This is a genomic window from Vibrio sp. 10N.247.310.24 (genome assembly GCF_041467175.1).
In the GTDB taxonomy this organism is placed as follows: Bacteria; Pseudomonadota; Gammaproteobacteria; order Enterobacterales; family Vibrionaceae; genus Vibrio; species Vibrio tasmaniensis_A.
The window spans coordinates 1-12,050 of the sequence record NZ_JBFSUD010000110.1 but is presented as its reverse complement, the minus strand read 5'-3'; the positions used below and the strand labels follow the sequence as shown (position 1 = coordinate 12,050).

The window sequence follows — 12,050 nt, the reverse complement described above, 5'->3', positions numbered from 1 at the left end:
TGGTGACCTACTGATTACAAGTCAGTTGCTCTACCTACTGAGCTAAGTCGGCACACTAAATTCTTTATGCTTTTGTCCGTGTTGCTACTCCCTGTTAAAGAGTGTTGACACCAACAAATCAAATTGTGGTGCCCGGAGGCGGAATCGAACCACCGACACGAGGATTTTCAATCCTCTGCTCTACCGACTGAGCTATCCGGGCAACGGAGCGCTATTAAACGGATTTTCTGCATAACCGTCAACACCTTTTTTGAAAATAACTAAAAAAAACGTTCGTTAGTTGTTTTTTTATTCAAAAGTGAGGCTTACGTTTTACCTTGGTTAAAATCTTTCTTGAATTTTGTTACTTTCTCTAAGTATCGGCGCGACTCTTTATTGGGATGTTTCGTTGTTAGTGCCCAGTAAGCTTGACTCGGTTGCAATGAATTTAAGTCACGCATTGCTCGCTTTCTATCCTTACTGAAAGTATTGAGCACGCCACCAGTGCCGCCGTTGTATGCTGAGATCATACTGTACTCAAGCGTGGTTGGGTGTTTTACGTCTTTTAAATAACGATTTTTAAGGATGTAAAAGTATGCGGTGCCTGCATCAATGTTGTTTTCTGGATTGAATAAGTACTCAGGACTTGGTTCTCCAGGTTTCTTTTTAACGAGCTTAAAGACATCTCGGCCAGCGGTTTTAGGTACCACCTGCATAAGACCATAAGCATTTGCCCAGCTCACCGCGTAAGGATTGAAGCTGCTTTCTGTCTTGATGATTGCATAGATCAAGTCTTCAGGGATGTCATAGCGTTGAGATGCTCGTTGTACTATGTCGGCATACTTATAACTACGTTTGCTCGCATGATCTGCCACCATTGGGATTTCGACGTAGTATGCTTTTTTAAAGTCTACCTCTTTGTTTTTTAGGTTATTGGCGATCAGGTAATCTGCGAATTTGTTAGCACGCCATGTCCATTGGATGGGCTTTTTCTCTTGGTCTACGACTTGGTTGTAGAGGAAAGGTTGACCTTCTAGCTTTATGCTTTTGGACGAAAATAGATCGACATGAGCTGGATCATCGGGTGTCAGGAGCGTCGTCATGATCGCATTTTTGAGGTGCTTTTTAGGATTTGTTAAGGAGACGGTTTCTACCGTTATGATACCTTGACTGAAGTTAACTTCTGAACGGCTTAGATAATTGTCTATGTATTTCACATAGTTACTCTTACCTGCCATCTTTACTTCACTGCTGCCCCAGCGCTTTTGGATATTGCCTGAAAAGCTACTAATCAAAGCATCCAACGCCCCAGTATCTTTTTCAAATTGCCCTGGTAGTTCTGCCAAATTACTTACAAACCGGTTGGTTGGTTCGTAGTTAACATCATAAATGCTTTCGACAAATTCACGACTGCACCCTGTTAACAACATGGCTGTTAGGAAGTAACTTAGCTTTTTCATAGTTCCTCATACAAAAATGACATCGCGGCGTAAACCATGATGTCATTAAAATTTATTTAAATAAATGTCTTATTCGCTAGGCGGGGTATAGCCATCAATAACGACATCTTTACCTTCGAAAAGGAAGTTAACCATCTCAGTTTCAAGAAGTTTACGATGCTCAGGATCCATCATGTTCAGCTTCTTTTCATTGATAAGCATAGTTTGCTTACTTTGCCATTGTCCCCAAGCTTCTTTAGATACGTTGTCAAAGATACGCTTACCTAGGTCACCCGGGTAAAGTTGAAAATCTAGGCCTTCAGCATCTTTTTGAAGGCGAGCACAAAATACAGTGCGGCTCATAGTGGTTCCTCTTATCGCGTTCGTTGATTCAAACGTCGTTCAGTTCAAAGGGTAGGCTCTCAATAAGCTGCTTTACAGGAGCGGCTAGGCCAATTTCTTCCGGTTTTGATAAGTTATACCAGAGACCTTTAGTCCCTTCCATTATCAAATCTGGTTGTTTATCTAATTTTACTAATACAGGCGTGATATCTAAGTGGTAGTGGCTGAAAGTATGTCGAAACGCAATCATGGTCTTGATCGAATCGGTTTCATTGTCTTTGATCGAACGAAGGTCTAACTGATGTTCGATCTCTGCGTTTTCATTTTGAGGGAAACAGAATAGTCCTCCCCAGATACCAGATTGAGGGCGTTGTTCGAGCCATACTTGATTGTTGTGGTACAGAATCACAAACCATGTTTCTTTTATCGGCTTTTCTTTCTTGGGCTTCTTGCCAGGGAAATCGAGTTGTCTATCGAGCTTCTTAGCTTCACACATGCTTTCAATCGGGCATAACGTACATTTGGGTTTGCTACGAGTACAAACCATCGCACCCATGTCCATCATGGCTTGATTGTACTTATCAACATCTTGATTGGGAGTGTGTGCTTCTGCGTGTTCCCAAAGCTGGTTCTCGACTTTCTTTTGCCCCGGCCAACCTTCTACTGCAAAGCTTCTCGCTAAGGTGCGTTTGACGTTGCCATCAAGAATCGCATGAGGGAGTTTATGCACAGAGGACAACACTGCAGCGGCAGTAGAGCGTCCAATACCCGGTAGCGCGTTCATTTCTTCGATAGAAAGCGGAAATTCACCATCATATTGCTCAGCAACGATCTTGGCTGCTTTATGTAAGTTACGAGCTCGCGCGTAATAGCCAAGCCCTGTCCATAAGTGCAGCACCTCATCTTGTTCGGCGTTCGCTAGGTCAATAACCGTTGGAAAGCGTTCTAAAAATCGCTGGTAGTATGGAATCACCGTGGCCACTTGAGTCTGCTGAAGCATGATTTCAGATAGCCAAACGGTGTAGGCGGTTTTGTTTTGTTGCCAAGGTAATTCTTTGCGCCCAAAGGCGTCATACCACTTTAATATGGCGGTTGCGAAAGGAGTCACGACATGCTCTATGCTTTGCTATTATTAGGAGTGAAATTGCACCACACTTACGGTTGGATGTAAAACAGACAAATTGTGTGGGAATTTATCCACGGAAAGACTTGCACCGGAGGCAATTCTTTGGATAATCCCCGCTTTGATTAATCAATGTGCAGGCAAAAATCAATGAGTGAAGTGACCACTAACGAATATACTGAAGACGGCAAACTGGTTCGTAAGATCCGTAGTTTTGTTCGCCGCGAAGGCCGCTTAACAAAAGGCCAAGAAAACGCGATGAACGAATGTTGGCCAACAATGGGTATCGACTACAACCCAGAACTTCTTAATTGGAAAGAAGTGTTTGGCAACGACAACCCTGTTGTACTAGAAATTGGCTTCGGTATGGGTGCATCACTGGTTGAAATGGCAAAGAATGCGCCTGAGAAAAACTTCTTAGGTATTGAAGTTCACAGCCCAGGTGTTGGTGCGTGTTTAGGTACAGCTCGCGATGCTGGCGTAACTAACCTGCGTGTGATGTGTCACGATGCAGTAGAAGTATTTGAACACATGATCCCAGACAGCAGCCTGCATACACTGCAACTGTTCTTCCCTGACCCATGGCATAAAGCTCGTCACCACAAACGTCGTATCGTTAAGGCTGAGTTTGCAGAGATGGTTCGCGGTAAGCTGCAACTTGATACTGGTATTTTCCACATGGCAACAGACTGGGAAAACTACGCAGAACATATGATTGAAGTGATGAACGTAGCTCCAGGTTTCGATAATATCGCTGAAGATGGTGATTACATTCCTCGTCCAGACGAGCGTCCACTGACTAAGTTTGAAGCTCGTGGCCACCGTTTAGGTCATGGTGTTTGGGACATTAAGTTCAAGCGTACTAAGTAATTCCGAATCAAATTAAGTGAAGGTGAATCCGACTTAGGATTAACCCCTACACTTTATGGGATTGATAAAAGCCAACATTATTGTAGTGTTGGCTTTTTTGTCCTTAGGCTTTTTTACGATAAAGGTTTAAGGACAGAAAGTAATGTCACACCCCCTACAAAAATAACAATAAGAAGTAAGCTCACATGAAACCAACTCAAGCTATTTTGGCCGAGATTTTAGATGAAGTTCGCCCTTTAATTGGTCAGGGAAAGGTCGCCGATTATATTCCTGCATTGGCTCGTGTATCGAACCAGAAACTGGCGATTGCGGTATACACCAATGAAGGTGAAGTTATTCAAGCTGGCGATGCCGATGAAGCCTTTTCCGTGCAATCAATCTCTAAAGCTTTAAGCCTGACGTTGGCGATGGTGTTGTATAAGCCGGAAGAAATTTGGCAACGCGTTGGAAAGGAGCCTTCAGGACAAGCCTTTAACTCGATGATTCAGCTTGAGATGGAACACGGCATCCCTCGTAACCCGTTTATTAATGCTGGCGCGATTGTCGTTGCCGATTTATTACAAAGCCGTCTATCAGCACCAAGACACCGTTTATTAGAATTTGTCCGTCAGCTATCAGGTGATACACATATCGTGTATGACAAGGTTGTGGCGGCTTCTGAGATGATGCACAGCGATCGTAATGCTGCTATCGCTTATTTGATGCGTTCGTTTGGTAATTTTGAGAATGATGTTATCCCCGTACTGAATAACTACTTCCATGCTTGTGCGCTTAAAATGACCTGTGTGGACTTGGCGAAAACCTTTAGCTATTTGGCGAACAAAGGTGTGTCGGTTCAGACCAAGAAAGAGATCATCACGCCAGTTCAAACCAAACAGCTGAATGCTTTGCTTGCAACATGTGGTTTGTACGATGGGGCGGGAGAGTTTGCTTATCGTGTTGGTATGCCAGGAAAGTCTGGTGTCGGTGGCGGGATTATAGCAATTGTTCCTGGCGAAATGACGATCGCGGTGTGGTCTCCAGAACTGGACGCGTCGGGTAATTCACTGGCGGGAACTCAGGCTTTAGAATTGCTCTCTGAGCGTATTGGTCGCTCTATTTTCTAAGTTCTAAGCTCGACAAAAAAAGCCTCTCGTGATGAGAGGCTTTTTGTACTCTAGCGTTCGAACTATTCGTCTTCTTCTGCCATAAAGGCTTCAAGCAAATCGTTTAAGAAGAGTTTTCCTTTTTCAGTGATCTGCCAATGGCTGTTGGTTTCATTCAAGTAGCCTAGCTCTTTTGCCCATTCAATAGTTTCTTGAATAGAGTCAAAACCAAGCCCCGTAGTATCAATGAAATCCTGCTTTGGACACGCTTCCATTAGCCTGAAGCGGTTCATGAAGAACTCAAAAGGGCGGTCCTCATTAGGGACTTCAAGTTCATCCGACAGATAGGGCTTCACCAGATTCTGATACGCGGCTAGGTAACCTCTAGGGTGTTTAACCTTAGTGGTGCGAACAATACGTCCATCTGCAAAACTCAGCTTGCCATGAGAGCCACAGCCAATACCTAGGTAGTCACCAAAGCGCCAGTAGTTGAGATTATGCTGACACTGATATCCCGGCTTGCTGTAACCTGAAATTTCGTACTGTACATAACCTGCGTCTGCGAGCTTCTTATGGCCTAAGTCGAAGATATCCCAAAGGTCATCATCGTCAGGTAGCTTTGGTGTTTTGTAATAGAACATGGTGTTAGGTTCTATTGTTAGCTGATACCAAGATAAATGCGGAGGATTAAGCTCGATCGCTCTGTCCAAATCAGCCAAGGCCTGATCAATGCTTTGATCGGGTAAGCCGTGCATTAGATCTAGGTTGAAGCTATTTAGTCCGATTTTATGTGCTAAATGAGCTGCGTTAACCGCTTCGTCTTGACCGTGAATACGCCCAAGCCTTTCCAGTTTCTCTTGTTCAAAACTTTGCACACCCACCGAGATTCGAGTTATGCCTGCTTTTTGGTAACCAGCAAAACGCTCAGCTTCGATAGTTCCCGGATTAGCTTCCATGGTGATTTCTATTTCAGGTTTGAACGGAATGCGTTGTTCAATGCCTTGCAGCAATCGACCTATTCCTTCTGGAGAAAATAGACTCGGCGTGCCGCCACCAATAAAGATCGAATGCAATGGGCGAGGTGCGCCATTGAGTTGGTATTTTTCGATATCGGTATCGAGATCCTCAAGCAGAGCATCGATGTACTCTTTTTCAGGAATCTCGGCTTTGAGAGCGTGAGAGTTAAAATCACAATACGGACACTTTTGTACACACCATGGAATGTGGACATAGAGGCTGAGTGCGGGTGGTATTAGCGCTGCATTGTGCATTACAGAGCTTGCTCCTTGAGAGTCTTGAATAATGACGCGAGGGCTTTACCACGGTGTGACAGTTGCTTCTTACGTGACGATTCAAGTTCTGCTGAGGCGCAGTTATCTTCTGGTACAAAGAATACAGGATCGTAGCCAAAGCCATTCTCACCGTGTTCTTCAGTCAGAATGCGACCTTCCCATTTACCGTGACATACTAATGGAGTCGGATCATTCTCGTGACGCATTAGCACCAATACACAGTGAAAACGAGCGGTACGCTTTTCAACATCGACACCTTGCATAGCATCTAACAGCTTTTCGATGTTTTGCTTATCAGTAGCCCCTTCACCTGAGTAACGCGCTGAGTAGATACCGGGTGCACCATTAAGGTAATCAACTTCTAAGCCAGAATCGTCAGCAATGGCTGGTAGCCCCGTCACTTTCGCAGCGTGGCGAGCTTTGATGATGGCATTTTCAATGAAAGTCGTTCCTGTTTCTGCGACTTCTGAAACGTTAAATTCACTTTGCGCGACAACGTCGAAACCAAACTTAGACAGAATATCTGCCATCTCGCGAACTTTGCCTTGGTTGCCTGTTGCTAAAACAATCTTACTCATGGGGATGCGGCTCTAATAAGTTAATGACTAGAAATGTGAGCTTTGAAGCTACTCTTCTATATAGAATTTTTGTGTGAAACGCAGTGGGCCTGTGCCTTTCAAACCGGCGTTAACATCGATATTAAAAGTGATGTTCTCTTCGTGAGTGATAGGGAACTCAGCAAGATAATAAATTGCATCACCTTCCTTTATTTCACGGAAGTTAAGCGTGCGAGTGTTACCTACTAGGTTTCGAGCTGTTCCCGTAACTTTAGCTGTTGTTGCAGGCTTGCCTAGAGAAGCGTTGTCTAGCACGCTGATGTTTAGAATCGCTGAGTATCCGTTTCGTTTCAGCTTATATTGCTTAGCGACCTGCGCAGTTAAAAACGTGGAATTGAAAGCCGAGTAATGAACCTCGACATCCTTGATACTTTTAAACTGTCCTGCCGAGCTTGGTAGGGCAATCAGAGCGGTGAGTAGTGCTGTTATCCATAGACGCATAATGACTCCAATAAATAGCAAAAAGCCATCATAGGATGGCTTTGACTTCAGTTGGGAGCTGGCTTGGTGAGCATATTCGAACTTGTTTATGCCGACCGAGCTCTCCCTTTTCTATCTTAATTTGCCCTTTCGCGACCTTAAATTGTTTCGCAAGGTATTTCGCTAAGTGAGCATTGGCTTTGCCATCAACCGGTGGTGCAGTAATGGCAATTTTCAGTTCCTCTCCGTGTAAGCCAACGATTTTATCGCGGCTTGCCTTGGGTTGGATATAGAGTCGAAGAAGAATATCGTCTTCTTCGGCCCAAACTGCTTTTGGCATCGTCAAAGTACCTGAGGTTCGTACTTAAATTATAGCTGATACCAAATAGGGCCAATTAGGTCACCCATTAAGAAGTTCGCGAATTGCAGAACAATAAACAGTACCAGTACGCTTAAATCAAAACCGCCCATTGCAGGAAGAATACGACGAATTGGAGCCAGCATTGGTTCAGTCAGTTGATGGAACACGTATTCAATTGGGCTACGGCCTTGGCTAACCCAGCTCAGGATTGCACGGATTAGCAGAACCCAGAAGATCAAACCACCAGCCGCTTTAAGCAGAGATAGCGCGCCAAAGATCAGGAAGCTGATGTCAAATACAGCCGCACCGCCAGAGATAATCAGGTTTAGAGCGACGAACTTAAGTACACATAGCACATAAGCGAAAACAACCGTCGCAAGATCAAGGCTGCCGATTGATGGAATTACTCGGCGTAGTGGTGCAACAACCGGTTGTGTCGCTTTTACGATAAATTGTGAGAATGGGTTGTAGAAATCTGCACGTGATGCTTGTAGCCAGATACGCAAGATCACAACCATGATGTAAAGATCAAAAACGGTCGAGATCAGAAAGCTCATCGAGTTCATATTGTTTCCTTTTTCGGATTTACTTGCCGTTTAGGTATAGCCTGAACGACACAATGCTTTTTTACTGTAATTAGTATTAAAACAGTTTTTCCATCTCTTCAGCTCGAGCAACCGCCGCTTGCATGGCTTTTGCTACGATACCTGAAAGTTGATGGTCGTTAAACGTGCGCAGTGCTTCTGCGGTCGTCCCGCCTTTTGAAGTCACTTGTTCACGCAGTGTAGATAATTCTGTGTCTGGATTAGCAACCACCATCTCTGCCGCGCCTAATGCCGACTGCTGCACTAATTTACGAGCGGTTTCTTGGTCGAAGCCTTGGTTGATTGCTTCGGCTTGCATCGCTTCCATAAATAGGAAGAAGTAAGCCGGAGCACTGCCCGCCGCCGCAATGATGTTGTTGATGCCAGACTCTTGCTCAACCCAGCTTACTTCACCTACGGCTTGCATTAACTGAGAAGCGAACTCTTTATCGCTCTGACTAACCGTTGAATCAGCATAAAGACCGCTCATCCCCTTACCAAGCAGTGATGGCGTGTTTGGCATCACACGCACAAGGTTTAGCTGGCAGTTTAACATCTCATTGAGTCGATTCGCATTAATACCCGCGGCAATTGAGATAACCAGTTTGTTGCTGAAATCGATACCTTGTAAGGGTTTACATACATCAGCCATCATTTGTGGCTTCACGGATAACACAACAACGTCTGCTTGCTCTGCTGCGGCAATATTATCGCTGGTGGTATTGATGCCGTATTCTTGCTCTAACGGCAGCCTTCTGGTGTCAGAAGGTGCTGTTGCAGTAATCTTTTGCGCTGGGTAACCACTCGCGACTAAGCCCGCTACAATTGAGCGAACCATGTTTCCCGCCCCAATAAAGGCGATGTTCTTATGTTCCATATATAAAATCCTGAGCGTGTCGCTGCGCGGTTCAAGCGAAGCTGTATCAATACTTGTACTTGGTTACTTACTACGGTTATTCGCGTAATCACGAGCACCAAAGATGGCCGTTCCAATACGAACCATTGTGCTACCAGCCTCAACTGCTGCATCCATATCACCACTCATACCCATTGAAAGGGTATCGATGTCTGGATACTTCGCTGCGAGCTTTTGTTGAAGCTCTGCCAGTTGAGAAAATGCCTTAAGCTGAGATTGATAGTCAGATACGTTTGCGGGAATCGACATCAACCCTCTTAAAGTGAGGTTAGGGAGCGACGAAATCAACTCTGCGAGCGCAAAAACTGTTTCTTCTGACGTTCCTGATTTTGAATCTTCACCACTGGTGTTCACTTGAATGAGCACTTGTAGAGGTGGAAGCTCGTTTGGTCGTTGATCATTAAGCCTTTGCGCGATTTTATCGCGATCGACAGAATGCACCCATTGGAAGCTTTCTGCGATAGGGCGGGTTTTATTGGATTGAATTGGGCCAATAAAATGCCATGCTAAATTTAGGTTAGAATGTTGTTCTGAAAAGTGTTTTACTTTATCGACACCTTCTTGAACATAGTTTTCACCAAAGGCAACTTGACCTCCGAGTGCGGCTTCTAGAATCGCATCAATAGGTTTAGTTTTACTGACGGCTAAAAGTTGCACGGAGTCTGGAGCTCGTCCGCACTTTTGTTCAGCACTACGAATCTGTGAGGTGATTTGTTCGATATTTTGTTGAATACTACTCATAGCTGACTTTACTTAAGGGAAAATAAATGGATATCACTGAGTTACTAGATTTTAGTGTAAAGCATAACGCGTCAGATCTACATCTTTCTGCGGGTGTATCTCCAATGGTACGTATAGATGGTGAAGTAAGGAAGCTTGGAATCCCAGCTTTGAGTCATGCTGATGTGCATCGTTTAGTTTTTGAGATCATGGACGACTCACAGCGCGGTGAGTTTGAGGAGAAATTGGAAGTCGACTTCTCTTTTGAATTACCCAATGTTGGTCGATTCCGTGTTAATGCTTTTAACCAAGCTCGTGGGTGCGCAGCGGTCTTTCGAACCATCCCTGTAGAAATCCCAACGTTAGAGCAATTGGGCGCACCTGATATTTTTGAAAAAATTGCCAATTATGAAAAAGGCTTAGTGCTGGTGACTGGCCCTACGGGTTCTGGTAAATCGACAACTTTGGCGGCGATGGTTGATTATGTAAACCGTAATCACAACAAACACATTCTGACCATTGAAGACCCAATTGAATTCGTTCACACCAACAATAAATGCCTAGTCAACCAGCGTGAAGTTCACCGTGATACTCACAGCTTTAAAGCTGCGCTGCGCAGTGCGTTACGTGAAGATCCAGACGTTATCCTTGTTGGTGAGCTTCGTGACCAAGAGACGATCAGCTTAGCGCTAACCGCAGCTGAAACTGGTCACTTAGTTTTTGGTACTTTGCATACTAGCTCTGCAGCAAAAACCGTAGACCGTATTATCGATGTATTCCCGGGTAGCGACAAAGATATGGTTCGTTCGATGCTGTCTGAATCGTTACGTTCGGTGATTGCCCAGAAGTTACTAAAGCGTGTCGGTGGTGGTCGTGTCGCTTGTCACGAAATCATGATGGCGACACCTGCAATCCGAAACTTGATTCGTGAAGATAAAGTCGCGCAGATGTACTCGATTATTCAAACGGGCGCGGCACATGGTATGCAGACCATGGAGCAAAACGCGAAACAACTGATGGCACAAGGCTTGGTTGACTCGGAAGAGGTCGAGAAAAAGATCGAAATTGAAACCTCAATGTTTTAATCAAGGTGAACAAAATGGAATTGAATCAAATTCTTGAAGGGATGCTCTCTCAAAAGGCGTCGGATCTTTATATCACTGTCGATGCGCCAATCCTTTTTCGTGTGGATGGTGAATTACGCCCCCAAGGAGAGAAGCTGAATGCGGCTCAGGTTGCTCAATTACTTGATGCGATGATGGATCAAGATCGACGAGATGAATACAAGCAAACGCGTGAGGCTAATTTTGCTATCGTGCGTAATTTTGGTCGTTTTCGTGTCAGTGCGTTCTTTCAGCGAGAGCTGCCAGGAGCAGTAATTCGTCGCATCGAGACTCACATCCCTACCTTTGAGCAATTAAAGCTTCCTGACGTACTACAAGACCTTTCAATCGCTAAGCGCGGGCTTGTGCTGGTGGTTGGTGCGACTGGCTCTGGTAAATCGACCTCGATGGCTGCGATGACAGGCTATCGCAATACCAATCGTTCAGGTCATATCTTGACGGTTGAAGACCCGATTGAATTCGTACACGAACATAAAAAGTGCATCGTGACTCAACGAGAGGTTGGACTCGACACCGAAAGCTATGAAGTCGCGCTTAAAAACTCGTTACGCCAAGCCCCTGATATGATTTTGATTGGCGAAATCCGTAGTCGTGAAACCATGGAATACGCGATGACCTTTGCTGAAACGGGTCACTTGTGTATGGCAACCCTGCATGCCAATAACGCTAACCAGGCGCTAGAGCGTATTCTTCACTTGGTGCCGAAAGAGCAGAAAGAACAGTTCCTGTTTGATCTGTCGATGAATCTGCGTGGTGTGGTCGCTCAGCAGTTAATACGCGATAAAAATGGCAATGGTCGTCATGGTGTCTTCGAAATTCTGCTGAATAGCCCTCGTATATCTGACTTGATTCGTCGTGGTGAGTTGCATGAGTTAAAAGCTACCATGGCCAAATCGAAAGAGATTGGTATGCAGACTTTTGACCAAGCTTTGTATGATTTAGTGGTTGCGGACAAGATTAGCGAGGATGATGCATTCCATAGTGCAGATTCTGCCAATGACTTGCGTTTAATGCTCAAGACCAAACGTGGCGATGATGACTACGGAACTGGTGCGTTGGCTGGCGTTAAGATTGATATGGGCTAAGTCACGGCTTTGTTGATAAACACAAAACCCGCTTCTGTGGCCAACACCTATCATTTAAGGTGTTTAGATCGCACAGTGTAGCGAGTCTTACTA

General features: G+C 44.8%; 14 protein-coding genes and 1 tRNA gene. 4 read left to right on the top strand and 11 right to left on the bottom strand.

Annotation, left to right across the window (positions count from 1 at the left end; all coding sequences use genetic code 11):
• Positions 1-126: 126 nt before the first annotated feature.
• The 4 genes from AB6E08_RS21320 to mutY all read right to left on the bottom strand — a co-directional run bounded on the left by AB6E08_RS21320 (position 127) and on the right by mutY (position 2,868).
• Positions 127-202, bottom strand: a tRNA-Phe gene (locus tag AB6E08_RS21320).
• A gap of 103 nt (positions 203-305) precedes the next feature.
• Positions 306-1,439, bottom strand: coding sequence for a membrane-bound lytic murein transglycosylase MltC (gene mltC / locus AB6E08_RS21315; protein ID WP_372066793.1), 1,134 nt, complete (start codon positions 1,437-1,439; stop codon positions 306-308).
• 69 nt (positions 1,440-1,508) lie between these two features.
• Positions 1,509-1,781: an oxidative damage protection protein gene (locus AB6E08_RS21310; RefSeq protein ID WP_010435637.1), complete on the bottom strand. Its 273-nt coding sequence runs from the start codon at positions 1,779-1,781 to the stop codon at positions 1,509-1,511.
• 28 nt (positions 1,782-1,809) lie between these two features.
• The gene (gene mutY / locus AB6E08_RS21305) at positions 1,810-2,868 is read right to left on the bottom strand and encodes an A/G-specific adenine glycosylase (RefSeq protein WP_017101450.1); all 1,059 of its coding nucleotides are present in this window, start codon (positions 2,866-2,868) and stop codon (positions 1,810-1,812) included.
• A 165-nt stretch (positions 2,869-3,033) separates the two neighbouring features.
• On the opposite strand from mutY, the gene trmB reads away from it, so the two are divergent.
• Both trmB and glsB read left to right on the top strand, forming a co-directional pair.
• Positions 3,034-3,753, top strand: a complete 720-nt coding sequence (trmB, locus tag AB6E08_RS21300) for a tRNA (guanosine(46)-N7)-methyltransferase TrmB (protein WP_029225544.1) — start codon at positions 3,034-3,036, stop codon at positions 3,751-3,753.
• A gap of 185 nt (positions 3,754-3,938) precedes the next feature.
• The gene (gene glsB, locus AB6E08_RS21295; protein WP_009847707.1) at positions 3,939-4,859 is read left to right on the top strand and encodes a glutaminase B; all 921 of its coding nucleotides are present in this window, start codon (positions 3,939-3,941) and stop codon (positions 4,857-4,859) included.
• A gap of 62 nt (positions 4,860-4,921) precedes the next feature.
• Here glsB and hemW read toward each other — a convergent pair whose 3' ends face one another.
• The 7 genes from hemW to AB6E08_RS21260 form a co-directional block, all read right to left on the bottom strand.
• Positions 4,922-6,109, bottom strand: coding sequence for a radical SAM family heme chaperone HemW (hemW, locus tag AB6E08_RS21290; RefSeq protein ID WP_017097517.1), 1,188 nt, complete (start codon positions 6,107-6,109; stop codon positions 4,922-4,924).
• Complete coding sequence (locus tag AB6E08_RS21285; RefSeq protein WP_017101447.1) at positions 6,109-6,708, bottom strand: XTP/dITP diphosphatase; 600 nt, start codon at positions 6,706-6,708, stop codon at positions 6,109-6,111. Before AB6E08_RS21285 ends, hemW begins: the two co-directional genes overlap by 1 nt.
• Before the next feature lie 48 nt (positions 6,709-6,756).
• Positions 6,757-7,188, bottom strand: coding sequence for a DUF4426 domain-containing protein (locus AB6E08_RS21280; protein ID WP_372066799.1), 432 nt, complete (start codon positions 7,186-7,188; stop codon positions 6,757-6,759).
• 28 nt (positions 7,189-7,216) lie between these two features.
• Positions 7,217-7,507 (bottom strand): DUF167 family protein YggU, encoded by a 291-nt coding sequence (gene yggU / locus AB6E08_RS21275; protein WP_371727724.1) that lies wholly within the window; start codon positions 7,505-7,507, stop codon positions 7,217-7,219.
• A gap of 29 nt (positions 7,508-7,536) precedes the next feature.
• Positions 7,537-8,094: a YggT family protein gene (locus AB6E08_RS21270; protein ID WP_012604836.1), complete on the bottom strand. Its 558-nt coding sequence runs from the start codon at positions 8,092-8,094 to the stop codon at positions 7,537-7,539.
• A gap of 76 nt (positions 8,095-8,170) precedes the next feature.
• Positions 8,171-8,989, bottom strand: coding sequence for a pyrroline-5-carboxylate reductase (gene proC, locus AB6E08_RS21265; protein ID WP_371708247.1), 819 nt, complete (start codon positions 8,987-8,989; stop codon positions 8,171-8,173).
• Positions 8,990-9,052: 63 nt separating this feature from the next.
• Complete coding sequence (locus AB6E08_RS21260) at positions 9,053-9,769, bottom strand: YggS family pyridoxal phosphate-dependent enzyme (protein WP_371708248.1); 717 nt, start codon at positions 9,767-9,769, stop codon at positions 9,053-9,055.
• Between the two features lie 26 nt (positions 9,770-9,795).
• Between AB6E08_RS21260 and AB6E08_RS21255 the strand changes: the two genes are divergently transcribed.
• Together AB6E08_RS21255 and AB6E08_RS21250 are read left to right on the top strand one after the other, a co-directional pair.
• A complete protein-coding gene (locus tag AB6E08_RS21255) occupies positions 9,796-10,833 on the top strand; it encodes a type IV pilus twitching motility protein PilT (RefSeq protein WP_012604833.1) in 1,038 nt (345 codons plus the stop codon).
• A gap of 14 nt (positions 10,834-10,847) precedes the next feature.
• Positions 10,848-11,957: a PilT/PilU family type 4a pilus ATPase gene (locus AB6E08_RS21250; RefSeq protein ID WP_122056182.1), complete on the top strand. Its 1,110-nt coding sequence runs from the start codon at positions 10,848-10,850 to the stop codon at positions 11,955-11,957.
• Positions 11,958-12,050: the final 93 nt, after the last annotated feature.